At 64.9% G+C, this 25,286-nt stretch carries 21 protein-coding genes; 4 read left to right on the plus strand and 17 right to left on the minus strand.

The annotated features are described in order from the left end of the window. Positions 1 to 70: 70 nt before the first annotated feature. On the minus strand, positions 71 to 1,858 hold the full coding sequence (locus KF785_09150) for an NYN domain-containing protein (GenBank protein MBX3146929.1): 1,788 nt from the start codon (positions 1,856 to 1,858) through the stop codon (positions 71 to 73). Between the two features lie 454 nt (positions 1,859 to 2,312). Here KF785_09150 and KF785_09155 point away from each other — a divergent pair, with 454 nt between their 5' ends. Then, positions 2,313 to 5,636: an AAA family ATPase gene (locus tag KF785_09155; protein MBX3146930.1), complete on the plus strand. Its 3,324-nt coding sequence runs from the start codon at positions 2,313 to 2,315 to the stop codon at positions 5,634 to 5,636. A gap of 10 nt (positions 5,637 to 5,646) precedes the next feature. Here the strand turns inward: KF785_09155 and KF785_09160 are convergent, their stop codons facing one another. The 7 genes from KF785_09160 to KF785_09190 form a co-directional block, all read right to left on the minus strand. Continuing rightward, positions 5,647 to 7,110, minus strand: a complete 1,464-nt coding sequence (locus KF785_09160) for an HD-GYP domain-containing protein (protein MBX3146931.1) — start codon at positions 7,108 to 7,110, stop codon at positions 5,647 to 5,649. A gap of 318 nt (positions 7,111 to 7,428) precedes the next feature. After that, the gene (locus KF785_09165) at positions 7,429 to 8,160 is read right to left on the minus strand and encodes a hypothetical protein (protein MBX3146932.1); all 732 of its coding nucleotides are present in this window, start codon (positions 8,158 to 8,160) and stop codon (positions 7,429 to 7,431) included. A 25-nt stretch (positions 8,161 to 8,185) separates the two neighbouring features. Then, positions 8,186 to 9,865: a diguanylate cyclase gene (locus KF785_09170; protein ID MBX3146933.1), complete on the minus strand. Its 1,680-nt coding sequence runs from the start codon at positions 9,863 to 9,865 to the stop codon at positions 8,186 to 8,188. Between the two features lie 97 nt (positions 9,866 to 9,962). Continuing rightward, the gene (locus KF785_09175) at positions 9,963 to 11,462 is read right to left on the minus strand and encodes a sigma-54-dependent Fis family transcriptional regulator (GenBank protein ID MBX3146934.1); all 1,500 of its coding nucleotides are present in this window, start codon (positions 11,460 to 11,462) and stop codon (positions 9,963 to 9,965) included. Continuing rightward, positions 11,455 to 11,955 (minus strand): MogA/MoaB family molybdenum cofactor biosynthesis protein, encoded by a 501-nt coding sequence (locus KF785_09180; GenBank protein ID MBX3146935.1) that lies wholly within the window; start codon positions 11,953 to 11,955, stop codon positions 11,455 to 11,457. Before KF785_09180 ends, KF785_09175 begins: the two co-directional genes overlap by 8 nt. Before the next feature lies 1 nt (position 11,956). Further along, complete coding sequence (gene gcvT, locus KF785_09185; protein ID MBX3146936.1) at positions 11,957 to 13,066, minus strand: glycine cleavage system aminomethyltransferase GcvT; 1,110 nt, start codon at positions 13,064 to 13,066, stop codon at positions 11,957 to 11,959. Positions 13,067 to 13,275: 209 nt separating this feature from the next. Next, positions 13,276 to 14,472, minus strand: a complete 1,197-nt coding sequence (locus tag KF785_09190; protein MBX3146937.1) for a hypothetical protein — start codon at positions 14,470 to 14,472, stop codon at positions 13,276 to 13,278. Positions 14,473 to 14,622: 150 nt separating this feature from the next. Here KF785_09190 and KF785_09195 point away from each other — a divergent pair, with 150 nt between their 5' ends. Then, a complete protein-coding gene (locus KF785_09195) occupies positions 14,623 to 15,114 on the plus strand; it encodes a nuclear transport factor 2 family protein (GenBank protein ID MBX3146938.1) in 492 nt (163 codons plus the stop codon). A gap of 347 nt (positions 15,115 to 15,461) precedes the next feature. Further along, the gene (locus KF785_09200; GenBank protein MBX3146939.1) at positions 15,462 to 16,649 is read left to right on the plus strand and encodes a hypothetical protein; all 1,188 of its coding nucleotides are present in this window, start codon (positions 15,462 to 15,464) and stop codon (positions 16,647 to 16,649) included. Between the two features lie 11 nt (positions 16,650 to 16,660). On the opposite strand, the gene KF785_09205 is transcribed toward KF785_09200, so the two are convergent. The 8 genes from KF785_09205 to KF785_09240 are packed head-to-tail and all read right to left on the minus strand — an operon-like array spanning position 16,661 to position 23,063. Then, entirely contained in the window at positions 16,661 to 17,392 is a 732-nt protein-coding gene (locus KF785_09205) for a CPBP family intramembrane metalloprotease (GenBank protein ID MBX3146940.1), read from the minus strand. A gap of 35 nt (positions 17,393 to 17,427) precedes the next feature. Further along, positions 17,428 to 17,814, minus strand: coding sequence for a monovalent cation/H(+) antiporter subunit G (gene mnhG / locus KF785_09210; GenBank protein ID MBX3146941.1), 387 nt, complete (start codon positions 17,812 to 17,814; stop codon positions 17,428 to 17,430). Further along, entirely contained in the window at positions 17,811 to 18,110 is a 300-nt protein-coding gene (locus KF785_09215; GenBank protein ID MBX3146942.1) for a hypothetical protein, read from the minus strand. Before KF785_09215 ends, mnhG begins: the two co-directional genes overlap by 4 nt. After that, positions 18,107 to 18,430 (minus strand): Na+/H+ antiporter subunit E, encoded by a 324-nt coding sequence (locus KF785_09220; GenBank protein ID MBX3146943.1) that lies wholly within the window; start codon positions 18,428 to 18,430, stop codon positions 18,107 to 18,109. Before KF785_09220 ends, KF785_09215 begins: the two co-directional genes overlap by 4 nt. Positions 18,431 to 18,433: 3 nt before the next feature. Continuing rightward, positions 18,434 to 19,978: a Na+/H+ antiporter subunit D gene (locus KF785_09225; GenBank protein ID MBX3146944.1), complete on the minus strand. Its 1,545-nt coding sequence runs from the start codon at positions 19,976 to 19,978 to the stop codon at positions 18,434 to 18,436. Beyond that, positions 19,975 to 20,361 (minus strand): NADH-quinone oxidoreductase subunit K, encoded by a 387-nt coding sequence (locus KF785_09230; protein MBX3146945.1) that lies wholly within the window; start codon positions 20,359 to 20,361, stop codon positions 19,975 to 19,977. Before KF785_09230 ends, KF785_09225 begins: the two co-directional genes overlap by 4 nt. A 3-nt stretch (positions 20,362 to 20,364) precedes the next feature. After that, positions 20,365 to 20,766: a hypothetical protein gene (locus tag KF785_09235; GenBank protein ID MBX3146946.1), complete on the minus strand. Its 402-nt coding sequence runs from the start codon at positions 20,764 to 20,766 to the stop codon at positions 20,365 to 20,367. Next, positions 20,763 to 23,063: a DUF4040 domain-containing protein gene (locus KF785_09240; protein ID MBX3146947.1), complete on the minus strand. Its 2,301-nt coding sequence runs from the start codon at positions 23,061 to 23,063 to the stop codon at positions 20,763 to 20,765. The genes KF785_09235 and KF785_09240 overlap by 4 nt, the downstream gene beginning before the upstream one ends. Positions 23,064 to 23,471: 408 nt before the next feature. Here KF785_09240 and KF785_09245 point away from each other — a divergent pair, with 408 nt between their 5' ends. Further along, the gene (locus KF785_09245; GenBank protein MBX3146948.1) at positions 23,472 to 24,785 is read left to right on the plus strand and encodes a hypothetical protein; all 1,314 of its coding nucleotides are present in this window, start codon (positions 23,472 to 23,474) and stop codon (positions 24,783 to 24,785) included. Here KF785_09245 and KF785_09250 read toward each other — a convergent pair. Further along, positions 24,782 to 25,285 (minus strand): cytochrome c-type biogenesis protein CcmH, encoded by a 504-nt coding sequence (locus tag KF785_09250; protein MBX3146949.1) that lies wholly within the window; start codon positions 25,283 to 25,285, stop codon positions 24,782 to 24,784. The genes KF785_09245 and KF785_09250 overlap by 4 nt on opposite strands. Between the last annotated feature and the right edge of the window lies 1 nt (position 25,286).

A 25,286-nucleotide genomic window follows, 5' to 3' on the forward strand; every position in this document is an offset into this window, starting at 1 on the left:
CGACCTGACGGCGGTGGGCGAACGCGTCGAGACCGGGAAGCCCCCGGCCTCGACGATAAAACGATGGCTGTCAGCCGGGCTTCTTGGCCGTTCGTCCGCGGCTGCGACGAGGCCGAGACTTCGCTGCCGGCTTGGCATCAGGAGCTGCCTGGTCCGCAGGTGTTGGCGCCGGGCTGGCCGCCTTCGCCGCGACGTCCGCCTTGGCCGTACCTGCCGACTTCGATGGATTGGCTGATTTGGCAGACTTGGCTGCTTTGGCCGTGCGACCGCGGCCACCACGCTTGGCAGGCGCCTTCTTTGTTCCCGCCGCTACTGCCGGCTCCGCAGCTGGCTCAGCGGGCGTGTCAACCAGGGGGGCGGCAGCCGGGGTCGCCGATGCCGCGTCGGCTTCGCTCTCCACCGCACCGATCAGCGAAATCGCAGGCGGACGGACCGGCATGCGTGAGCCGCGGCGGAACCGAACCATCGATGTTCGCACGCCGGCCCCGTCCTCGCTCGCGGACGGATCGGCGGCCGGCCGCTCCCCGGTCGGCTTCTGTCCGGCCGACTCGGCTGCAGGCGGTGCTGCAGGAACAGTGGCAGATGCCGGAGACGTGGCCGAGCCAAGCCGGGCACGACCTGAGCGCGTCAGGGAAACCTCGAAGGCGTCGTCGCCCGAGCGCTTCACCTCAGCGAACTCCGCGTCATTGGCCTGGCGCAGGAAGCGGATGAATCGCTCCTGCTCCAACAGCGGGTCCTCGCGCCCGTGGAGCGCTGCCATCCGGGCGCGCACCAGGTCGTGCTGGGCCGGCGTCGGCAACTCACCGAGCGCCTTGGTGAGCAGGTGGAACGCTGCACCGAGGGACAACTGGCCGTCGGGCGGGCCAACCGGTGCATCGGGAGCCGCCGAAGGCTTCCGCCCGTTAGCCTGCTGGGCCGTCGGCTGCGGCTCGCTTCGTCTACCTCGCTCCTTATCCTTCTCCTTGTCCTTGTCCTGGCCTTGGTCGCGTCGATCGCGGTCCCGACCGCGTCCCCGGCCGCGGCCGCGGCGCTCACCTTCTCGCTCGGCCGCTGGCTCCGCAACCGGAGCGGCGGCGCGCCCCTCGCCCAGACCGACCTCATACTGGCCGTTCTCCAGCTTGTTCACCGTAATCAGGCCACGCGTGGCCGCTTCGGTGACGAACTTGCTGAACCGGCTGAAGCCGGCGTTCCGCTCGTCGAAGTTGGGATCGAGCTGCTGCATCACCTGCTTGAGCCGATCGGAGCGGAGCACGTCGTCCTGGCGGACCATCTGCGCCACCGCTTCGCGCACCAGTTCCCACGGGTCGCGCTGCACGTTTGGCGCGTCGACCTCTCGATGCAGACCGGCGAGCTCGCTGTACGAGTAGTACTCGTCGCAGTTCTGGATCAGCAGGTCGCTGGCCGACTCGCGGATGCCGATCCCGATCACATACTTGCCGTACTCCTTGAGCTTGAGCACCAGCGACGAGAAATCGCTGTCGCCCGAGAGTACGATGAAGGTGCCGATCTCGGGGCGTGTGAACACGAGCTCGATCGCGTCGATCGCCAACCGGATATCGGTGGCGTTCTTTTTCGTCGCGCCGACGGCGGTGGCCCAGATCATGTCGATCGACCGCTCCGTGAGCGGCATGACGTACTGGGAGTAGCGGCGCCAATCGGCGTAGGCGCGCTGGACGGTAACCTTGCCTCGGATGATCTCGCTGTTGAGGAGGGTCTTCAGCTCCTTGGTCAGGTCGGAGCGGATCCCCATGGTCACGTTGTCGAAGTCGATCAGGAGGGCGGCGTGGGGTGCCGTGTACGGCGTACCCTGCGGGGTCGGCGGCGCCAGGCGGCGCGACCGGTTGTGTGGGACTGTCACTCTTTTTTGAGCTCCGAGCCCTTCCCCTCGTAGGATCCCGCCGCTCCCCGCACCAGTCTTGGTGGTCGCGGGGACTCGGCCAGGAGCCTCGTCAGGCAGGGCTTCTGGCTTGGGTTCTCGCAGCGCCATTTGCGCTGCATGTTGTGAATTTTAGATGAGTTAGGCCACGGGCGGTAGGCCATTGCGGCGGCGGGCCTCGACCCGAAGGATTTGCAGAGGCTGAAGACAAGACCAGGCAATTGCCTCAACGGAGGCCAAACCCCAGCGCCAACTCCCCCACACCCTGACCCCTCGCCACCAAGGTAAGACGAATCCCCACAACAGCTTAGCCATTCAGTCCGACCAGATCACAGGATTACAAACGCTCAACTCTCAACCATCTGCGATTGATTCTGCTATTGAACTCCACTTGATCGGGCGATAGCATCATCGGCAACCCTTCAAGCCAGGGCAGATGCGCCCAACCTCGTATTACCTCAAATGCCTTGGCATTCCGGAGCTGAGGGCGCCGGACGGCAAGGCCGTGCGCATCCGGGTCAAGAAGCACCTGGCCCTCCTCGTCTATCTTGCCGTCGAGCGCAACCGGCCTCACTCGCGCGATCGTCTCGTCGATGTCTTCTGGCCGCATGCGCCGCGGGACCGCGGCCGGCATTCCTGCGCAACCGCCGTTTCCTTGCTGCGCAGCATTCTCGGCAAGGATTCGCTGATCCATACCCGTGCCGGGCTCAGGTTCGTGCCGACGGGCCTCACGTTCGACCTCGACTACCTGGAGTCAGGCCAAATCATCGGTGCCGACGGTGAGCCGTTGCTCGATGTCGACGGCTTTCTCCGCGGCTTCGACATCGACGATGCGCCGGAGTTCATGTTCTGGAAAGAACGAGAGCATGTCCGAAGAATGCCGGCTGTGCACGCCGGGCTGCTCGCCCTGATCGATCACGGCCGCAGGCGGAGTTCGCACGACGAGATCATGATGTGGGCCGAGCGGATCCTGTCGCTCGACCATCTGGCGGAAGAAGGGATCCGGGCTCAGATGGAGGCGTTTGCGCTGGTGGGCGACCGCGTCTCGGCGCTGCGGATCTTCGACGAGTGGAAGGACCGGCTGCTCGACGAGCTTGGTGCGCAACCGTCCCGGATGGTCGACGGCATGGCAGCTCAGCTTCGCAAGCGGGGCTGGCAGCCGAGCCGAGCAAAGCCTACGCCCGCCGTCCCGGCCGAACAGTGGCGCCGCACCTCGTTCGTAGGGCGTCGCCATGAGTACCAGCACCTCTATGAGGTCTGGGAGGGGGTCCATCACTATCAGGCCAAGCACTTGCTGATCACCGGCGACAGCGGCGTGGGTAAGACGACCCTGGCTCAACGCCTCGTGACGGCCGCTGGGCTCGAGGGGGCGTCTGTATCCCGGGTGCAGTGCTACCACGTCGAGCAGCGAATCCCGTATGCTGCGGTGAGCAGCATCGTTCTGGGGCTCCTCGATCGACCGGGTGTGTCGTCAGCTGCGCCATCCGCTCTGGCCGAACTGGCCCGGATCATTCCGCAGGTGCGGGAGCTCTTTGCGCGGCTGCCGGAGCCGCAGAGCGTCGAAGGCGAGTCGGTTCGGCTGCTCTTTGCCGAGGCCGTCGTCGACCTCCTTCGAGCCTTGCTGTCCGAACGACCGGTCCTGCTCGTCGTCGACGACTGGATTTATGCGGACGAGGTCAGCCGCGCCGTGTTGCACCTGATCACGCGGCGGATCGACGACCGACGCTTCATGCTCGTGGCCACATTGCGAGCCGATGTCGGGACCGAGTATCAGGCCGCCGAGGCCGACCTGTCGAGCCTGGTCGGAGCGCGGATTGCACTGGACCCGATGCCACGCGAGGATTGCCTCGACCTCCTGGACGCAATCCTTCCGCCCGATCACCCGGCGCCCAGTTCGACCGAGAAGCGGGCGCTGGTTGCGGCATCACGCGGCTATCCGATGGCGCTCGAGCTGTTCGCGCATGACTGGGTCATCAGCGGCCCCGGATGCATGGGCCTGGCGCTCCGGGCTTTCACGACGGCCTATCAGTCCTCCAAGTCCGGCGGGGCCGATCCGTTCCGCGAACTGGTGGCCCGCCTGATGAACGACCTGACGCCAAGCATGCGCCAGTGCCTCTTCCTGGCTGCTGTGCTTGGCCCGAACCTGGGCGATCTGGCGGTCTATTCGAGTCTTGACCTGACCTTGAGTCAGACGATGGAAAGCCTCGCCGCGTTGACGGATCGACGGATCCTACGTGATGTCGGCAGCGGCACGGAGTTCATGAACGAACTGGTGCGGGCCCACGTGTACGGAGCCATCCCTGCCCCGCTACGAGTCCAGCTTCACAGCCTGATCGCCGACCACCTGATTGCCAGCACGGGCAACGGACGCCGAGACCAGCATCTCGAGATTGCGTGGCATCTGATCCGATCGCGTCGCGGGCAGGAGGCCGTAGAGTACTTGATTGGTGGCGCTGAGGACGCACTGCTCCGAGGTGCTCCGGACGATGTCATCCTTGCACTCGAGAGTTTCCCGCGAGACGTGCTGAGCAATAGCGACGGCTCTCGTGACCGCATCCCCGAGCTTCTCGTTGAAGCTCTCTACGAAACCTCCCGCTGGGAGGATGGTCTTCGCATCGCTGTCGACCACAGCCAAACACCCGCCGCATCGGTATTCCGTGTGTTCGCAATCGAGGCGAACTGGCACTTAGGTCGGCTCTCCGAGGCCGAACAACGCCAGCACATCGACGAGTTGCTACAGATCGGATGCACTGAACCAGCCAGCGCGGGACGCGCAATAGCGCTGGGCGCGTTTATGGCTGGCGGCCTTCGAGATGAGACCCTTGTACAGTACGTCGAGTCGCGTCTGAGGAACATCCCTGACCCGCCGTCTCCAAGCGACTGTGCCCGAGTCCTGATGGCGAGAGCCAACCTTGCTTTCTACCGACGAAAGCTTGATGAGGGCGAGCATGCAGCCACTCAAGCGCGTCAGATTCTTGACGAGATTGGAGCGGTAAATACCGTTGCGGTACGCCTCGAGATAGGCCTGAGCGTCTTCCGGATCGCTAGGGGTGACTACCACACTGCGTACGATCACCTGGTCGAGGCGATTCGCCTTGGACGACGAATCGACAACCATAACCTAACCTCTCTCGCATCCGGAAACGCGGCACTGGCATGCCTACGACTGGGCCGCTTCGATGAGGCCATCCGCCATGCGGGAGACGCAGGCAGCCGCGCAGATGCGCCGACCCAAGAGATGTCCGCCTACAGCGCTTCTTTCTCGCTCGCAACTCTGGGACGGCACGAAGAGGCACTAAAGCACCTGAGCATCTCAAGCGAACGGATCTGCAAATTCGACCAAGGCTGGATCCACCAGATATGGATGCTTCATCAAGCAGACGTACTGTGGCTTTGCGGGCACAAACGAAAAGCATCGGCGTTGGCGCGCAAGGCCACCATCGAACAGCATGGCATCCCGTTGACCCGAGGCCTGACTGGAATCTTCTTACGATGGGCAACGATTGTTGCGTCCTCAGACGAGGAACGTTTGGAACTCACTCGGATCGCAACCTCTGCCTGGCACCAGCGAGAGCAGTTGGACGCACTCGATCGCTACGAGCTAACACAGGCCCTGCGACGAACACCCGAAACGTTTCGACCGGTCCCAATCGATGTTCTGGATCGAGAAGCGCGTGCCCTCGAACGTCAGATTCCCTCGCCAACTCAAGAAGCAGTTCGCCAGATTGGACTAGAAGTAGCGCGTTTGCGTACGCACTGACCTGCAGGTATCAGTTTGGGGTCGCGCTAGCTCGGAGAGCCTCAAGAAAGCTAGACTGCGATCGCAGCGCCGGGCGTGGTGATTTCGCAGGGACATGCCTTGGGACTGTGTGTTCGGCAAGGAACTCCTTGTCCGAGACCAGCCGCCGAACTGTGACAGAATTGATAGCGCCATCCACAACCATCGGGTCGAACTGACTTCCGCGATATTTCTGAAGTTCCGCAATGACCTTTTCGAACGAAAGTGCATTTCGGTAGGGGCGGTCCGTCGTCATAGCATCGATCGTATCCGAGATCATGATAACGCGTGCACCAAGCGGAATTTCCTCCCCCGACTTGCCATCCGGATATCCCTTGCCGTCCCATCGTTCATGGTGCGACCGAACGCAGTTCTGGACGTTCCCCTGAAATCGCGAGAACAAACCGACCAACTCTGCACTCTTTGCCGCATGCGTCTTCATTATTTCCCACTCCTCCTGGGTCAACCGACCTTCCTTTTGGATGAGCGGGGCAAACTCCTCGTGAATCTTCCCTACGTCATGGAGAAGCGCTGCGGTCTCAACCTCAACAAGATCATCCCCCGTAATGCCGAGGTCCTGGGCTATCGCCTTCGACAAGGCCGCAACCCGACGCGAATGACCTGACGTGTATGGATCCCTAGCTTCGATCGACTTAACCATCATTTCAAGCTGCTCACGCAACGCCAATTCGAGCCGTTCGTGAGCCTGCTCCAGCTCGTCGTAGAGACCTTTTACCGCATTGAGCTTGGCATAGACGTGCTTCGCAACGATCAGCGGAATAATGAATAGCAGGAATCCGACACGAGACAGAACGGATGGGCCGTCAAACTTCAGATACAACCAGGCGACAAACAGTGCAATTGCGCTGGCGCCAACGTCATAACCGAACACCCACAAATGACTAGTTGCCCATACCTCACCGAAGGATTTCCCGCTCGACAGCGCAACCGCAGCTGCAACCAGGACAGAATTGGCGATGAAGTAGACCGTCGCGGCGGCCAGGAATGCAAGGACTGTTAACACCACCTCACCTGTCTCGACCCCTACCCCAGGCAGCAGCATGGGAGGAGGGACGACCCCCCCTAAGGCATCAAAGACTGACATCGCTGCTAGTACCGCAATCGAACGCTGCGCAATGTTGAAGCTTGCCTTGATCGGTTCACGTTTGAGCAGGACCTGACTCAATAACGTCGAAGCGCCAGCGGTCAAAGCACCCCAAAACGGGCCAAAGAGCAGACCTGCAGCAAGGTGGACAACGAAGGAGAGGGATCCGTCGGCCCCGCCACCCCGACTGATTGTAGCACTGACTTGAAGGAGAAACGCGACCAGCAATAACACGCTTATGCCCCACACGCCCGGGAACGCCCCGGCTGTGGGCCATGCGAGACCGAGTCCGATCATCGCTACTGCGACGGTCGCCGCGACGAAAACGTGCACCTTGGTCAAACGCATCATGATTACGGGTAGAGGGGCCGCGATCAACTACCTCCAGTCGACGCCTTCAGCGAAGAGCAGCGAGACTAAGAAGTCCACTGCACCGCCAGCTACGGCCGCGAGCCAGCTGATCATGAGCGTTATCACCTCCCCTCCGGGTCAATCACAGTCCCTCGGGACGGCAGGCCTCGCTATAGCCCACCTAACGCTCCGCTCAGTTGTCCGCTCGGCTCCGCTCACACTTCCTCGAAGACCGGGCCCCCCTCCCTACATTCCTTTCACTCGCATGGAGTCAACCACCCACTCACCTGCATCTGCAGGTCGAGTCCTACACCTCGATCAGGCCGGACGCCGCGCGTCCACCCAACGATTGGTCGCGTCCAGAACCGCAAACACGGCGGCCCGCTCCGGGCTCTGCCGGATCTCGGCGGTGCCAGTGAGCAGCACGCCATCCCGGCCTCCCATGCCCTGCAACGCCACGAACACCACACTCCGATCGGCCGCCTCGACGACCTGAACATTCTCGACCATCAGGCTGTGCTTTTCGAGCAACCGCTGCAGCACCGACACGGTCGCCCGCGCCGCGCCTTCGACCCGGCCGCGAGGCGTGTCCGTCGTCTCTTCGTCAGCGGCCTCCTGCCGACCGGCAATCGACAGCGACACCTGCACCACGACCCGCAGCGGACGGTCGCTGCCACGCACGACGAGGTCCTCGAAGAGCACCCCGCGCTGCATCGCACGCTCCCGCACCGAGGCCCGCTCGATGGTTTCCATCGGACGCACTTCGGCGGTCTGCGCAATGCTGATCTTGCGATGATCGACCTTGAGACCGAGCTGCGCCAGCAGGGCCGACTCGATGTTGCGTACCAACTGTTTCGGCTGCAACCCGGACTGCGCCAGCACGTGGATCTCGCTGACCTCGCCCAACGGGGTGGTCACCACCCGCGCCGAGAGGACACCCTCGAGGGTGGTGAGCAGGTTCTCCGCCCGCCGCACGCCCCACGGGTCCGGCATGCTCTCGACCGGCTTGGCCGAGCCGATGTCCTGGCGCAGTGGATTGGGTCCCGTCACTCTGTCCGTCCTTCGGTTGTCACCGTTAAACCACCGTGTTGCGTCCCGCCGCCTTGGCGCGGTACAGCGCCCGATCTGCGTTGACCAGCAGATCGCCGCCGCTGGGCCGATCCGGATCGTACTCCGCGATGCCGATGCTCACGGTCACCGGGAACCCCATCCGCTGCCCCACCGTTTCCACGCCGCGCCGAAGCGCTTCCGCCACCCGCTCCGCACCGACCAGGTCGGTCCGAGTCAGAATGACGACGAACTCGTCGCCCCCGTACCGCGCTGCCAGGTCCGAGGCGCGGACCGCGGCCCGAATCTCGAGCGCCACTTCCTTCAAGACCTCGTTGCCCGCTTCATGCCCAAACTGGTCGTTGACCTGCTTGAGCCGGTCAAGGTCAAGAAACAGCACCGTAAAGCGATCGCCGCTGCGCTTGCTGCGCTCGACTTCGTGCGTCAGCCGATCCCGGAGAACCCGGAACGTCGCCAACCCGGTCAGCAGATCCGTCGCCGCCGCCCGATGCGCCTCTTCGGCCTGTCGCTCCTGGTACGGCCCGCACTGCTTGAGTGAGGCCCGCCCCAGCGCCGCAGCCTCCGCAAACGCGCGGCAGGTGTCGTAGCCGCAGGCCCGACAGTCCCAGGGCCGCCCGTTCGGTCCGAGCCCGATGGCCTCCAGGACCTGCTCGACCTGCTCAGGCTCGGCACCCGCGTTGGTCCGCGGACGGATGTCGAAGACCGCCCCGACACTGGCCACGACCCCCGCCTCGACCACCGGCACCCGACTCCGCGGCGGCTCGGTGTTCTGGACCACGGCCCGCCGCCAGTACAACTGGTCGCGCGGTCCCGACAGCGGGTGGTCGAGCGCTCCCTCATACGAGAGCACATCGACAAAACCAAGATCGATCCGATCGACCGTGACGGCCCGCGAGATGGCCTTGAGCGCCGACAACCCGCGCACCTTCTGAAACCGCCGGCTCGAGTGCTTGGCATCCTCGAGCATAGTAACCGGCAACCCGCCCGCGACGCTCAGATAACGACGCCGTTCCTGCGGCACTCGGGTAAAGACCGTCGGCTGAGCCTGCACATGGACCCCGCGGGCCCGGAAGAGCTCGTCCAACTCCGCGAAGGTGATCGCCGCATCGACATCCGAGACCCCCGCCATCGGCGTCAGACCGGCATAGACGATCTTGATCTCCTCCGGCTGCATCGAACGCAGGTAGCGAGCCTCGGCGACGACCGGCGACACCACCGGCGCGAGGTACGGCACCAGCTCGGGGAACTCCGACCGCACCGTGGCCACGACCACCGGGTCGGTCGACCGGATCAGTGTACCCCAGGTCTCACTCTGCCAGAGCCGGAGATACTCCATCGCCACCAGCTCGTCACCGATCACGCCGCGCGACACGAGCCGGAACCCCGCCGCATAGCAGGCGTTGACGACCTGCTCCGGCACCGCCGGGTAAAAGTGCGCGGCGCACTCGGTGTCGAGGATCAGCGCGCCCGTTCCCTCCGCAGCTATCGCGACGGCGTGCCCCAGCTCACCGGTGACATCGACCGCGCCATGAGGACACTCCGGGACACACAGCCCGCAGTGCACGCAGGCCTCGTCAATGACGCGTACCCACGAGCCGTCCGGTGCGACCGCAATCGCGTTGCTCGGACACACCCGGACGCACGCCAGACAGCCGACGCAGGCCTCGTCATCGATGACGAAATGCACGCTACGCCCTGAATAGCTCTGGGGGTGACGCAAGAACGATCAACATTGATCGGATCAAAGTCAAGTTCCAGTGCCTTATTTTTTTACACCTGGCCCGTCAGTCGAGTCCGTACTCCTTGATCTTACGGTAGAGCGTTCGCTCACCAATGCCAAGCTTTGCAGCCGCCTGGCGACGGTTTCCGTGAGACTCTCGGAGTGCGGCGCCTATTGTCGCCTTTTCAACTTCAGCCATAGTCATGCCAGAGCGATAGAGCACATCGGGGGGTGCAACGTCTGGCACGATCTCGTGCAAAGGCGAGAGGGACGACTCTGGAATTTCGATCACTTGGACCTTCGCAGGACGGTCATCGAGGCGGCGACGGAGCTCTTCGACCTGTAAACGAAGGTCCATCAGCCCGCGCAAGATGAACTCGAGCTCCTGGCTCGACGGCTGCCGGCCGCCCGAATTGACGACCATGGGCAGCAAGGTGTGGGTTCCCTCCAACACTTCCGGAGGGATGTCCGACGCCCGGATCTCGGTTCCGGGCGCCAAAACGACCATCGATTCGACCAGATTCCGGAGTTGTCGGACGTTCCCGGGCCACGGCGCCCGGATCAGCAGGGCCATGGCCTCCGCGGTAATACCCCGGAAGGGCCGGTCGTGCTGCTTGGAGAACTCCCGAATGAAGCGGCGCACCAGGATCGAGATGTCTTCCCGCCGATCCCGCAGCGGCGCCAGGTCGATGTTGAGGACGCTGAGCCGGTAGTACAGGTCTTCCCGGAACTCGCCCCTGGCCACCGATTCCCGAAGTGCCCGGTTGGTTGCCGCCACCACCCGCACATCCACTTTGATCGGCTGAGTGCCGCCGACTCGAAAGAAGGATCGGGTCTCGAGCACCCGGAGCAGCTTAACCTGCACGGCTTGCGGCACTTCGCCAATCTCGTCCAGAAAGATGGTGCCGCCGTCAGCCAGCTCGAATCGGCCCAGCCGACGCTCCGCCGCCCCGGTAAATGCACCCTTCTCGTGACCAAACAGTTCCGACTCGAGCAACGTTTCCGGGAGCGCCGCGCAGTTGACCGGGATGAACGGCTTGCCGCGCCGAGGCGAGAGGTCGTGCAGACCCTTGGCAACGAGCTCCTTGCCGGTGCCCGATTCGCCCTGGATCAGCACCGTCGTCGAGACGGGCGCCATCTGCTCGATCTTGACCAGGACCTCATGGATGGCACTGCTCTGCCCGATAATGCCGATGCGCTGCTGCAGTTTTCGGCGATCGACTAGCCGCCGCGCCATGGCAACCGCTTCGACGATCGGCACCGGCTTGGGAGCGACCTGCGTCGCGCCGAGGCGCTCGATGCGCTCGCCCCGCTCCGAATCGGTCGGCTCGAGCAGCGCGAGGGTGTAGATCTCGAGGTCGCGAGCGTAGGTGATCAGCTCGAGCGCGGGCCCCTCATGAACCGCCCCCGTGAGGATAACCAGCTCGGGCTGCTCACGCCGGACTGCCGCCCGACCGTCGTCGACCGCCGAGACGAGCGAGGTGGTGAACCCCGCCTGCTCCAACGCAGCGTTCAACGGAACGGCGGTTTCGAGGTCCGCCAGCGTGAGAACGATGTCAGCCATGCCCGGTCCGCACTCCCTGCAGCAAGTCCACGACGTGTTCGACCAGCGGCGCCAGCACCGCGAGACCATCCCGAACCCCGCCGGTACTACCCGGCAGGTTGACGATCAGGCTCCGCGCCCGGCTGCCGGACAGGCCTCGAGAGAGCACCGCCCGCGGGGTCTTCGGATATGCCGTCATCCGAATCGCCTCGGCAATCCCGGGCGCGTCCTTCTCGAGCACGGCGCGCGTGGCCTCGGGCGTGACGTCACGCGCCGTCAAGCCGGTACCGCCTGTGGTGAGGATGAGGTCGGCCATGGCCTGATCGGCCCATTGCACCAGCACGGGAACGATCTCGGCAACCTCGTCCGCAACCAGCGCCCGGGCCTCGACGGGGTAGCCGCGCTCGGCCGCCCACGCGGCAATCGCATCGCCCGAGGTATCGGCGCGCTCGCCGCGCACACCGGCATCGGAAACGGTGAGAATGGCCACCCGGACCGCGCGCACGCCGCTCATCTCACGCCTTGCGCACCGATCCCTTGTCCCAGAAGGGGCGCTTGACCACCTCGGCCGGGATCCGTTCACCCCGGCACTCGACCTCGAACTGCGTCCCAACCTTACTCTGCGCCGCCGGAAGGAAGGTGGTTCCGATCGGCACACCGAGTGACGGGCTCTGAGTGCCGCTGCGCACCTGGTCGACCTGGCGGCCATCGATCCAGACCGGATAGCCCGGGCGAGGCACGCCGCGACCCAGCAGTTTGAAGCCCACCATCCGGCGGGTCACGCCACGCTCCTTCTGCGACCGGAGCGCCTCGGCGCCGACGAACGGCGCGCCCTTGTCGAGCTTGACGATCCAGCCCAAGCCGGCCTCGAGTGGCGTGATGGTATCGTCGATTTCCTGCCCATAGAGCGCGTACCCCATCTCGAGCCGCAGCGAGTCGCGCGCACCAAGGCCAATCGGCTTGGCGCCGACCTTGACCACCGCCTCCCAGAGCGCCACGGTGTCGCGCCAGCGGCAGTAGATCTCGAAGCCGTCCTCACCCGTATAGCCGGTCCGGGAAATGAAGCAGTCGACCCCGCCGATCCGCCCGGTCGTGTGGTGATAGTAGCCAATGGCATCGAGCGCCACGCTCGCAATCGGCTGGAGCAGTTCGTGGGCCTGCGGGCCCTGCACAGCAAGCAGGCCGATGTCGTCAGAGATATCGCGGAGCCGGATGTTGGCGCCGCCCTTGAGGTCGACGATGTGCTCCCAGGCTTTGGCACGGTTGGCCGCGTTGACGACCAGCATCAGCTTGTCATCGAAACGGTACACGGTGCAGTCGTCGACAAAGGTGCCTTCTTTGGTGAGCAGCGCCGAGTACTGGACCTGGCCGGTAGCCAGCGCCGAAACGTCGTTGCAGGTGACCCGGTTGACGAACGCATTGCGATCGGGCCCGGTGACCTCGAACTCACCCATATGAGATACGTCGAAGACACCACAGGCCGTCCGCACCGCCTGGTGCTCGGCCATGATGCCCGAGGTGTACTGAACCGGCATCTCCCACCCAGCGAACGGAACCATCTTGCCGCCGGAAGTGCGGTGGATCTCGGCCAACGGGGTCTGGAGAAGGGACGTCGAATCGCTCATGGTGCTGAACCTGACCGAAGATGAAGGGCAAGTAACGCCAAAATGGCAGCTTGGAAAGCTAGTCGGGTGGTCGGATCGGATGTAGTGGATGGGATCGGCTAGGTGCAGGGTCCATTGACCCAGCATCGGTCGGCAGGACGGCGGGCATAGAACCAGGCACAACAGGCTCGGTCTGCCACGGGCCCACCGTCCGGATGCCGCCGAGCCGGCTAGGCCCGGTTGAGCTGGAACAGCCGAACCCGCTCAACCCCCATCGAATCAGTCTGAACGCCCAGGAGGTAATCCCGACCGATGTCGAAGGCACGGAACCGGGGCGGCATCTGGAACGGGCCAAGCCATTCGCCGGTTGGCGCAAACACCTGCCAAGGACGGGGCCCCTCGGGATCCGAGAAGGGTCGGTGAGGCTCCGCCCACACCGCACCGGTCGGATCGCCGATGAGCGACCGATACGCCGGCCGCATCGTGAGCGCAGGCATGGCATCGACGCGCGCCACTACCTGGGGCGTTGGGTTGGCGCCAAGGAGAAACTGCCGCTCGGCAGCTCGCTCCGCAGGTGGAATCGAGAGGTTGAAACCGGGAACCCTTGAAAGCTGCGCAATGCGACCCGCCCCGTCAAACCACATGATCTCGAGCCGCTCGGCCGTCCCAACGACAATCGCACTCCCTGCGACCGCAAGAGCGGCGTCCTTGCCGTACAGGATTCCACCGCTGCCTCCACCGCCGAGAAGCATCGTCTCCTCGCCTGGCACGATCGCGATGGTATCAGGGTCCAAGCGCGCCAGCGGCGTCGTCACAATTGCTGCGGGAATCCGGGTGTGTCCTGACCCGGAGAGCGCAGTCATCATTATTGCCTTGGCAACCAGAATGGAATCATCAACGATCTGGAGGCCATGAACGCCCGGACCGCCGGCGAGCACGGTCGTGATGCGTCCGAGCTTGCCATCGGGTGAGACCACGGTGATCCGTCCGACCATGAAATCGAAGACCGCCAGGGAGTCGCCGGGCCACCTGAGCAAGGTGAGAACCTGCCGAAACTCACCGGGGCCGCCCCCCCGTCGCCCGAAGGTCCAACGATGCCGCCCGGCACTATCGAAGAGGCGCAATTCCTGAGTAGCCCCATCCATTACGGCAACATCGCCATTCGGCTGGCGAACCGTCGCGACAAGCCGGTGGAACAGTTCGGCAGGCTCCCCGTCGTCTCGGCCCAGCGACAGACGAGGAGACGTGTCGAGCTGCCAGGACGGGCCGACGCCCCATGCCGGAGCATGCGATTCGACGATCGCGACCCCCAAACTGTCCCGGCGTTCTACCGTCTCCACTGCCGGACCGCAAGCCGCGACAACGTGGAATGCCATCACAGCCGTACTCACACGCCAGACGCGACCCCGGCCGACTGCTTTCCTCATTCAGGCTCCGACTCTGGACAACGGGGGAGGGTCCGCAGTGACTGCCTGGCGAATCCTCGAAAGGGCTGCTTTGGTTCAAGCTGGCTGCGGTGGCTCCGGCGAAGTATGCTTCCCGAGGCCCACCCCTACAACCCTGACAGAGGTTTTTCCATGAGACGCCTGGTACCGGTCGCGTTCCTGTTGGCTGCCTGCTCGCCCTCACCGCCGGCCGAATCTCCCGAGCAGAAGGTACAGCGCGAAGCGGCCGAAACCGCCGAGGTGAAGCGAGTCATCGACTCGCTCAACCTCGAGTTCAACGGGGCCTTCAGTTCCGGGATGGGCGACGTGGTTGCTGCGCAGTACGCGCCCGATGGCGAGCTGATCATCAGCGGCCAGCCGCCCTTCAAGGGGCGTGAAGCGATTGCCGGCGTGGTCGGCGAGATGGCCAAGGTCAACGCCGCGATCACGACGCGAGCCCGTTCCGTCACCCGACACGGCCCGCTTGCCGTCGAGCTCGGCGACTACTCACTGTCGATTACCCCACCGGGCGCGCGCTCGTCTGTCACGGAGTCCGGCAGCTACATGATCCATTGGCATCTGGTCGACGGACAGTGGCTCCGGATTGCCGATGTGGCGGCCACGACGCCGGCCCCACCCCAGTAAAGCACGCCGCGGCCCCCGATGATCGTTCGGGCGACCGGACCGATCATCGGGGCTTCCGCTCCGCTCCACTCTGTGCGCCGCATCCTCACCAGCTGACACACTCCCGACGCTACCAGACGGCGATCAACCGATCCTCAACTCGCGATTTCCCCCAAAGCAACTCCATCGGATGCAGCTCCCGACCAGGGCCAGGCACGGTCCGGTTGATGGTCGGTTGATGTGGCGCCGCGAGGTTCTCGGAGTCGGCCTCCGCTCAAGGGATGCCCAGCTGGCCCCGATAACCAAAGGAGGGACCGGCCGGGCGCGGCGGGCCTGGACACAATACTCCCGCCCACGGAGAGGCCGAGATGCTGCCTATCGTAGTCATCGCCAGCTGGTTCCTGAGCAATGCCAACCCCACAGCGTTGCCCCCAACCCCGTCGTCAATCGACACCGTGCGCATCGACCGTTCGACCCTGGCCCGAGCCCTTACCAACCCGACCGCCTGCCGGGCGCCGGCCGGACCCTCGGCCTGGCCCGAGGGTATCGTGGCTGAAGAGACGGCGGTAGCCGGGCAGTACCTCCTGATGCAAGACGGTCGTTTCGCCTTCCTCGACCGCACCGCCAAGACGATCCGGGTCATTGCGCCCACCGGGCAGGAGGTGGCCCGCCTCGGTCAGTTGGGCGAGGGGCCGGGAGAATACGGCCTCGCGGCGTATCTGTTCCGCTGGGCTGGCGATACCATTGCCGTACGCGACGTCAATGCGGCGCGCATCTCGCTGTTCACCAACAACGGGTTCGTTCGGGCCATCGGCCACGGCGCGGTACCCTCGCTCGGCGTGGCCGGCCTGATGGGACGCCTCGGCGACGGCACGCTCGTCTTCGGCGCCAACCATCACCTGACTGAGGGAATCCCCGACAAGGGGCATCATCGGCCCAGCATCGATCTGGTGGCCTGGCGCCCCGGCGCAGGGAGCACCGAAGGCATTCGGGCCAAGTTCCCGGGTCCAGAGATCAGGATCATCACCCGCAACAAGGAACGCGGAGCGCTCCGGGTGAACTTTCCCAGGCGAACACTGTTCGGGACAACCGAGCAGCATATCCTGGTTCATGATGATGCCAAGCCCGAGGTCCAGATGCTGTCGGCCGCCGGTCGCACCGTCCGTGTCTTCGTCTTCGACATCAAAGACCCGCCTGTCAGCCAGGAAGACCGTGACTCGGTTGACGCACGACATCGGTTCCTCCAGCAGCGCGGATGGAGCTCACCGGAAGCAATGGAGATGTTGAAACACTATCCGGCCACTCGTCCCGGCATCGCCTGGCACGGGCCGGATGCGGGCAACGGATTCTGGCTCGGCTTTCACCCCCCCGTTGCCTCAGGCAGCAAGGTCTATATCCGACTCAACGAAGCTGGCGTGCCAACCGGCTGCTTCCGCCCCGCGAGTCGGGAGGAGTACGGGGTGGCATTTGCCGCGGATCGGATCGTGACCAGGCGCCAGGAGCCTGAAGGTGACATTCTGACGGTCGGACGAGTGGCCAGCTACCCGACACGGTAGCCCCAGCGCAGCTAGCGAAAGATTGCGAGCAGCAGATCGTAGAGCGCGTGGGTCCAGGCCGCGATCCCAAAGCCTCGAGTCAGGTACAGGCCGCTGAAGATGCCGCCGGCCACGGCCCGAAACGTGAACGAGTCGAGCTGGAACGGGTCGCCGTACGGGCCGACGTAGTGGAAGGCGGAGAAGATGAGCGCGCCGAGCACGATGGCCGTCACGGCGCCAGCTCGGGGCGACCAGCCAAGGCCACGCGTGGCCAGCCAGGCCAGTCCGGATACGAGCAGCACCCGAAACACCAGTTCCTCATACAGCCCGGCGCCAAGCGAGATCATGACCTGGGTCGGAAAGTTGAACTGGTCGAACGCCCCAGCCGCGAGCACGATGCTGAGCCGGCCCATCAGGAGCGAAGTGAGGGTGCCGGCTACGACGCCCAGCAATGCCGCGTAGACGAGCGACTCTCCCAGCATCCCCGCGAACAGCCGCGGCTCGATCGGCCCGCGCCGCCGATCGCGAACCACCAGGACCGCCCCAACGCTGAGCAGGAGGACCGCGAAGACCGTCAGGCCGTGTCGCCCGCCCAACGCCAGGAACGCGCTCTTGAGCAGCACGTCGGCGCCGTTACGCACCCCGGCAATGGCATCCCCACTCAGCAGGTAGGCCAGTGCCTCATACAGGAGCAGCAACGGCAAGGCAAAGAGCAAGCTGTGCCGAGGGGCCCGTGTCTTCGACCAGTAAGAGGCTGCCGGCATAGTCAAGGCTCTACGCTTCCTGCTCGCGTCAGGATTCAGACCGGCCCGGAGCGGGACTCCGGGCGCGGCGGCGGCAGCACCTCATTGAAAGTACCCCGGCGAAGCGCCTCCTCGAGGCGATCTTCGATGGTGCCATCCCACAGCAACACACCCCCGACGTAGGCCGCGCGCCCCAGCAAGTGTGCAGCGATTGGCGTGGTCATGAGCAGAAACACGATGGCGACCACCGCCTTACCCCACGTAGCTAGCTCCGGATGCAGCGTAGCCACCCCCAGCAGAATAAAGCCAGACCCCGCGGCGCCCGCCTTGGTCGCGGCATGCATGCGGGTAAAGAAGTCGGGCAGCCGGAGCACTCCGATTCCGGCAATCAGCACGATGGCGCCGCCAATCAGCAGCAGGCCGCCGGCAATCCACTCCCTCATACGTCCTCCTCCTCATCCTGCAGCGTCCCACGCTCCATGAAGGCGCCGAACGCGACCGTGCCCAGGAACCCGACCAGCGCGATACCGAGTGCAATATCGATGAAGGCAACCGAGCCCGACGCGATGACCGCAACCGCAGCCGCGCTGACACCGAGCGAACCCAGCATGTCGAGGCCTACGATACGATCAGCCGCGCTCGGTCCACGCACGACTCTGATCACCACGAGCACGCAGGCGGTCACCAGCATGGTGGCCGACGCCACGATGGCGAACTGAAGAAATCCAGCTCCCGTCATCCCAGAACCTCCAGGACTCGACGTTCGAAGCCCTGCTTGATCCCCGCGACCGTATTCGGTGTCACGTTGAGGACGTGCGCATAGAGCACGCTCCGGTCGTCGGAGACGTGCAACGTAGTCGTCCCCGGTGTCAGCGTGATCATGTTGGCAAGCAGCGTAATGCCGCCGTCGGTTTTGACATCGAGCGGAATCGCGACGATCGCTGACTGCGTCACGCGCTGCGGGAAAAGCACCGTTATCGCCACGTCCCAAACCGACCGGACCCACTCACGCCCGAACAGCAGCAGGAGCCACACCCAGCCGATCGCTCGACGTATCATGGTCTACCGTCCGATCTCGCTGGCGCTCTCGACCGCAACGGCGGTTTCCGGGAGCACAGCACTGATGTAGGCTTCGGGCGCGAGCAACTGCGCCGCGGCCCGAGTCGAGAACTCAACGAAAGGTTCGGCGGCAAAGCCAATCGTCAGCGTGATAGCCGCCAGCGCGGCAATCGGCATCAGCATGGTCCGCCGCACCACCGGATACCGGCGCCAGCGATCCGCCGCGATCCGCGACAGTTCGGATTGCGGCTTCCAGAACGCTTCGTTCCAGATCTTGAGCATCGAATAGAGCGTCAGCACGCCGACGGCCAGGCCGGTCACCGCGAGCACGAGGTGCCCCGCCTCGAAGCCCGCCTTGATGACGACCAGCTTGCTCCAGAACCCCGACAGCGGCGGGAGCCCGGCCAGCGAGAAGGCCGGGACGACGAAGAGCGCGGCAACCAGCGGCGCGCTCCGCACCAACCCACCGATCTGCTTCAGATCGAACGAGCCAGCCGCCCGATTGATGACCCCGGCCAACAGGAACAGATTGGCCTTGACGACGATGTGATGGATCACATACAAAATCGAACCGGCCACAGCCAGCGGTGTGGCTATGGCGAGGCCGAACAGCATGTAGCCGATCTGGCTGATGATATGGAACGACAGAATCCGACGGACATCGTAGTGCGCGGCTGCGCCGAGCACACCGGTCACCATGGTGAAGATGGCAATGGCGCCGATGATCGAACTGATCAGCGCCGTTCCTGGAAAGACCAGGGTCACGACGCGAATCATCGCATAGACCCCGACCTTGGTGAGCATCGCAGCAAAGATGGCGACCACCGGCGCAGCTGCCGTATGGTACGCGGCCGGCAGCCAGAAGAAGAGCGGAAAGACCGCAGCCTTGGCGCCGAACGCGAGGACCAGCAGCACGGCGATGGCCGTGACCAGGCCCCGATTCTCCAGCGTGGGAACGATCCCGGCGAGTTGTGCCAGATTGAGCGTACCCGTGGCTCCGTAGAGAAATGCAACGCCCAGCAGGAAGAGCGTGGTTGCGACCAGATTGAGCGCCACGTACTTGACGGCGCCATCCAGCTGTTCCCGCGACCCGCCGATGACGAGCAGGCCGAACGACGAGATCAGCATGATCTCGAACCAGACATACATGTTGAAGATGTCACCGGTGAGAAACGCGCCGACCACGCCGAGCAGCAAGCCCTGGTAGAGTGGGTGGTATAGCGCGCGCTCTCGGCGCCGAGCGCGGTCCACCAGGCCATAAACCCCAACGGCCACCGCCATGATACCCGTAATGACCACCATGGCCGCGGAGAACAGGTCGGCAACGAACGTGATACCGAACGGCGCTCGCCATCCGCCGAACTGAGTGGCCAGGACGGTACCATCGAAGACGGCAGCCAGGAGAGCCAGTGAGGCAACCAAGAGCCCGACGCTGGAGGTCAGGCTGACGATCCGCTGCGCCCGCCGATGACGCGCCAGCACGGTGCAGAGTGCAAGGCTGACCATCGGGATGGCAGCCGGCAGGGTCAGCAACCAATGATCCGTCATGTAACCTCCGGATCGGCCGCGGGCACCGAGGCCGACGAACGACCCTCGGCCTCTCGCATGGCATCGCTGTCAACGGTGCCAAGCTTACGGTAGGCCCCGTGGAGCAGCACCGCGGTAAAAGCAGCGAGTGCAAAGGAAATTACGATGGCGGTCAGAATCAGCGCCTGCGGCAGCGGGTTCGCGCTCACGGCAATCGTCGTTTCGCCCTCGGGCACCAACGGCGGGACCCGCGACCCGAAGCGGCCTGCAATGAACAGCGAGAGATTGACGCCGTTCGTCAGCACCAGAAACCCGAGCAGCATCCGAAGAACGTTCCGCGAGAGCAGCATGTACACGGCTACCGCGACCAGCACACCAACCGCGAGAACGAAGGGCAGCTCCACCGCTCAGTCCTCCAAGTACAGTGAGAGGAAGAGCAGCACTGACCCGACCACGACGAGATAGACGCCCGCATCAAATATCAGTGTCGTTCCGATCGCGAACCCTCCGGGGGCGGCCCACTGATGCGCCAGGAATTGCTCGCCGACCAGCAAGCCAGGCAGACCGCCACTGACAGCAAGGAGGAGCCCCAGAGCCGCCAGCGTTGCCGGCCGCATCAGAAGGACCCGGTAGAGTGCTTCACGACCGCGCGGCAAGGCGTAGATCGCGAGCCCGGCAGCGGCGATCAACCCGCCGATGAATCCGCCGCCGGGCTCATTGTGCCCACGCAGCAGGATGTAGAGCGAGAACAGGCCCGAGACCGGCAGCAGCAGCCGCCCCCCGGTGCGCAGAATGACCGAACTCTTCATCGTTCCCCCTGACCGGGCCGGCGGACGCTCTTGACGACCGCGGCGGCGGCGATGGCCGCGAGGCTCAACACCATGATTTCACCCAGGGTGTCGATCCCGCGAAAGTCGACGATGATCACGTTGACCAGATTGCGCCCGTGTGCTTCAGGCTGGCTGGCCTGACGAAAGAAGTCCGAGACCTGAGGATCAAAGGCACCTGAGACGACAGCCAGCAGAACGACCGTCACAACGGCCCCAAACCCCGCAGCGAGCGCTGCATCGTTGCGCCGCTCTGCCGGGGTTCGGAACTCAGGTTCACGGAAGGGAAGGAATCGGACGATGGCCAGCAGAATCACCACCGCGAGAGCCTCGACCAGAAACTGGGTGAAGGCAAGGTCGGGGGCCCCCTGAAACAGGTAGATCACCGCGACGACAAAGCCCACGACACCAGCGGCGACCAATCCGGCTACGAAGTTCGGCGCCATTCCCACCGCAAGGGCGGTAATGACGAGTAGAATCGGAAGCACGACCACCGGCCCCAGCCCCTCCGGCGGACCGCCCGGCCAGGCGACGCCTCCGCCCAGGAGCAGGGCTCCGCCGACCCCCACGGTAAAGACGGCGAGAGTTGCCCACAGGTAGCCGCGCAGACTACCGTGCTGCAGCCGGCTGGTCTGCCAGGCCGCGACGCGCTGCAAACCATGCAACGCACGATCGTAGCCCCCATCGAGACCGTGCCGGTCGATCCAATCCGCCGCAGCCAGCGCCCGCTGAATCCGCGGCCAGCCCCGATAGAGCCCGACACCGAGCGCCAGGGTCACGGCGCTGAGCAGCAGCATGACCGACAGCCCGTGCCAGAGCGCCAGCGAGTACGGCACCGGAGCGCCTGCCGCCGCCTCTGCCGCAGCCGCCACGACCGTATTCCCGGCCAGCTCGGGCAGGATGCCGAAGAGAACGCCAAGCAGCGCGAGCAACGCCGGTCCGCCCCACATCATGACAGACGGGTCGCGCGGCTCGCGTGGCGTCGGCCGAAGCGGGCCGAAGAAGCAGCGCAGGGCCACCGCCCCGGCCACCACCACCATCACCGCGTTCGTGAGGACGCCGATTCCAGCCAACACCCAGCCGAAGCGACCAAGCAAGGTTGCCTCATAGAGCACTTCCTTGGCCAGGAACCCGACAAAGGGCGGCAGCCCCGCCATCGACAACGCTCCCAGAACGGCAACCGCCGCCGTGATCGGCATCCGATGGCGGAGTCCGCCGAGTGCCGCGCTGTCCCGCGATCCGGCCCGATAGTCGATGATCCCGGTTACCAGGAAGAGGCAGGCCTTATAGAGCGCATGACCCACCAGAAAGAGGGCAAGCGCCACGGACGCCATCGGAGCCGGGTTGCCGATCAACACCACCAGCGTACCTAGCGACACCACGGTCGAATACGCCAGCAACCGCTTGAGATCCGTGTTGCGCAACGCATGCATCGACCCGACGAGCATGGTCAGGGTCCCGACGGTCACGAGCAGTCCGATCCAGAGAGTCGACTGCCCGAAGACCGGGTCGAATCGGGCCAGCAGGTAGACACCTAGCTTGACCATCGTGGCCGAATGGAGGTACGCAGACACCGGGGTCGGTGCCACCATGGCATTCGGCAGCCAGAAGTGAAAGGGGAACTGCGCCGACTTGGTAAACGCCCCGAGGGCCACGAGCCCGATCACGACGGGCGCCAGCGCATGCTCCGCGAGCACCGCGCGATTGGCAATCAGCTCCGAGATGCTGAATGTCCCGCCGATAGTGCCCAGGATCAGGCCGCCGGCCAGCAGCGCGAGGCCGCCGGCAACCGTAACGAGGAGCCCCTGCTGCGCCGATCGACGGGCATCGGCCGATTCGGGGTAGAAACCGATCAGAAAGAACGAGGTCAGGCTGGTCAGTTCCCAGAACACGATCAGCAGGATCAGATCGTCCGCCAGAACCGCACCAAGCATGGCGCCGGCAAACACGGTCAGCGTGATGAAGAACCGGACCGCTTTGTCGTTCTGCCGGAAATAGCGGGCAGCATACAGGAAGACGACGGCACCGATGCCCGTGATCAGCAGCGCAAAGAGCAGTGACAGGCCGTCAAGGCGGAACCGGGCCGCAATGCCAAGCGTCGGAATCCACGAGCGGACTTCGGTGAGTCCACCAGCAGCCACGATCGGGAGCTGCGCAAGGAACGCGGCAAACAGACCCGCCGGCAACAGTGCGACGGCGGCGGCCGCACGCGAGCGAGCAACCCAGCCGACCAGCGGGGCGAGCGCGAACGTTCCCAGTACGAGAGCAAGCAGCAGCACGAGCGGGAGAACCTCCGGCCTACAGTACGGTCGCGGATCCAGTCAGGCGGATCAGCAGAAGGTCGGGCCGCCGGCAACTCGGCCCTGGAAACGGAACCTCACCAACGCAATCGCGCCGCCCGCCACAAGGCGAGCGGCGCGATGTAAAGTCCTTCGAGCTCGAGACGACCACCGGGAACCGATTCAGGCTCCGAGGTCCTGCTCATGCTCTCGGAGCTACGCGATCTCCTGGCGACCGCTTGCCCAGCTCGAGCTCGAACGACGTTTTTCGCTAGACAATGGATCACCTCCTCAGTTTGCGGTGGAACAGAACAGCCACAGGGGCACTCCAAAAGTGGAAAGATCCGGGCGGAATGACAAGGGCCACCAAGGGACCGATCCCCGCCCGGAATCGGTTATGATTGACCGGTGCCCGCCACCAGCCTCGCCTACCGTGCGGCGGCCCGCGCCGCCGTAGCTCTCCTGCCCCTGATCCGCGGCGCAGCGCCCAAATTGCGGATTGGCGATCTGGCTCGGCGTGGCGCGGTGGCGCGGTGGGAGGCCTGGAGCCAGGCCGCGCGCGATCGGCGGCGTCCGCTGCTCTGGATCCACGCGCCCTCGGTAGGCGAGGGTTTACAGGCCGAGGCCGTACTCGCCCTGCTCCGCGAAGCACACCCCGACTGGCAGATCGTCTACTCGTTCTTCAGTCCCTCGGCGGAGGCCCTGGCCCGCCGCCAGCCGGTCGACTGTGCCGATTACCTGCCCTACGATACGCGAACCCAGGTTGACGCCATGCTGAGCGCGCTCGAGCCAACAGCACTGGTGTTCACCAAGCTCGACCTCTGGCCCGAACTGGCCACGCGAGCTCGTCGGCGCGGCACTCGGGTAGGCCTGGTTGCCGGCACCGTCAGTCCGGTCAGCGGCCGACGGCGTCCGGTTGCGCGGGCGCTGACTCGACCAGGGTACGCAGCCATCGATCGCGCCGGCGCCATTGCCCCCGATGATGCCCGCCGGCTCGTCGAGCTCGGCACGGATCCCACTCGCATTACCGTACTTGGCGACCCGCGAGTGGACAGTGCCTTCGCCAAAGTTGCCGCATTGCCCGACAGCTGGCCCCTGGCACATCTGACCGAGGGCGCCGCGACGCTGGTTGCCGGCTCGACCTGGGAGGGGGATGAACAGGTCGTGGTCGACGCCTGGCGCACCGTGCAGAGCAAGCATAGCAACGCCCGGCTGATTCTGGTGCCGCACGAGCCCGTTGCCACCCATCTCCGTGCCCTGACTGCGCGACTGGCTGCGTCGGGCCTGCGCGGCACCCGCCTGTCCGAGCTGCCGGACCGGGGCGTTGTTCCCCGATTGGTAATCGTCGACCGTGTCGGGATCCTGGCCGGACTCTACCGGGGCGCCGCGATGGCTTATGTGGGGGGAGGCTTCGGGCGGGCCGGGCTGCATTCGGTGCTTGAACCCGCTGTTTGCGCCATTCCGATCGTCGTCGGCCCCCGCTGGCAGACGAGTCGAGAGGCCGGGCTCCTGATTGACGCCCGGGCCGCCGTGGCGTTGGTGGCTGATCCGACGGAGGCAGCCAGTCAACTGGCGGCATGCTGGAGTGGTTGGCTCGCGGACCCCGTTGCGCGAGTGGCCGCCGGCAACGCGGCGCTCAGGGTCGCCGAGGGCGAACGAGGGGCCGCCCGCCGCAATGCGGACCTGGTTGCCACGCTAATGGCGGGGTCACCGCCTCGTTAGGCAATGTCCCGCAAGACGGCGGCTAGGTGGCGCTCCTCGTCGGAGGAAGCAGCCGGTTCAGGTTCGACCGGGGCAACCGGACCCTCGCGCCGACGACGACGAAGAATCAGCAGGGCGAGTGCCGCACCACCTGCCGCCACAGATACCCACGGCAACACCCACAGCACCAGATTGAACCCCGTTGCAGGCGGGGCGCCGAGAATCGTCTGGCCATAGGCATCGACCAGGGCGGCCTTGACCTCACTGATCGACGCGCCACCCTCCAGGTGCCCTCGGATGCTGCGCCGCAATGAATCGGCCGCTGGCGAGGGGCAGTTCTTGAGGGTCAGCCCGGGACAGAAGGGACTCAGCAGCTCGTCAAACAGTTTGTCGGCAACCGTGATGTCCTGTCCGAGAGCCACTTCGTACCTTGCGAGAGGAGCCGGAGGACCAGCGTCCTGTTGCGGTGGACTTCCCACCAGGCCTTGAGCAACGATCACGAGCAGCAGCGTACCTGACATG

This window comes from Gemmatimonadales bacterium (genome assembly GCA_019637315.1).
GTDB lineage: Bacteria > Gemmatimonadota > Gemmatimonadetes > Gemmatimonadales > GWC2-71-9 > SHZU01.

Bases quoted from the DNA above. Each gene is read 5' to 3' on its own strand.
- KF785_09155 (MBX3146930.1), top strand. From the start codon at position 2,313: ATGCGCCCAACCTCGTATTACCTCAAATGCCTTGGCATTCCGGAGCTG.
- KF785_09160 (MBX3146931.1), bottom strand. From the start codon at position 7,110: ATGATGCGTTTGACCAAGGTGCACGTTTTCGTCGCGGCGACCGTCGCA.
- KF785_09175 (MBX3146934.1), bottom strand. From the start codon at position 11,462: ATGGCTGACATCGTTCTCACGCTGGCGGACCTCGAAACCGCCGTTCCG.
- KF785_09180 (MBX3146935.1), bottom strand. From the start codon at position 11,955: ATGAGCGGCGTGCGCGCGGTCCGGGTGGCCATTCTCACCGTTTCCGAT.
- gcvT (MBX3146936.1), bottom strand. From the start codon at position 13,066: ATGAGCGATTCGACGTCCCTTCTCCAGACCCCGTTGGCCGAGATCCAC.
- KF785_09190 (MBX3146937.1), bottom strand. From the start codon at position 14,472: ATGAGGAAAGCAGTCGGCCGGGGTCGCGTCTGGCGTGTGAGTACGGCT.
- KF785_09195 (MBX3146938.1), top strand. From the start codon at position 14,623: ATGAGACGCCTGGTACCGGTCGCGTTCCTGTTGGCTGCCTGCTCGCCC.
- KF785_09200 (MBX3146939.1), top strand. From the start codon at position 15,462: ATGCTGCCTATCGTAGTCATCGCCAGCTGGTTCCTGAGCAATGCCAAC.
- KF785_09205 (MBX3146940.1), bottom strand. From the start codon at position 17,392: ATGCCGGCAGCCTCTTACTGGTCGAAGACACGGGCCCCTCGGCACAGC.
- mnhG (MBX3146941.1), bottom strand. From the start codon at position 17,814: ATGAGGGAGTGGATTGCCGGCGGCCTGCTGCTGATTGGCGGCGCCATC.
- KF785_09215 (MBX3146942.1), bottom strand. From the start codon at position 18,110: ATGACGGGAGCTGGATTTCTTCAGTTCGCCATCGTGGCGTCGGCCACC.
- KF785_09220 (MBX3146943.1), bottom strand. From the start codon at position 18,430: ATGATACGTCGAGCGATCGGCTGGGTGTGGCTCCTGCTGCTGTTCGGG.
- KF785_09225 (MBX3146944.1), bottom strand. From the start codon at position 19,978: ATGACGGATCATTGGTTGCTGACCCTGCCGGCTGCCATCCCGATGGTC.
- KF785_09235 (MBX3146946.1), bottom strand. From the start codon at position 20,766: ATGAAGAGTTCGGTCATTCTGCGCACCGGGGGGCGGCTGCTGCTGCCG.
- KF785_09250 (MBX3146949.1), bottom strand. From the start codon at position 25,285: ATGTCAGGTACGCTGCTGCTCGTGATCGTTGCTCAAGGCCTGGTGGGA.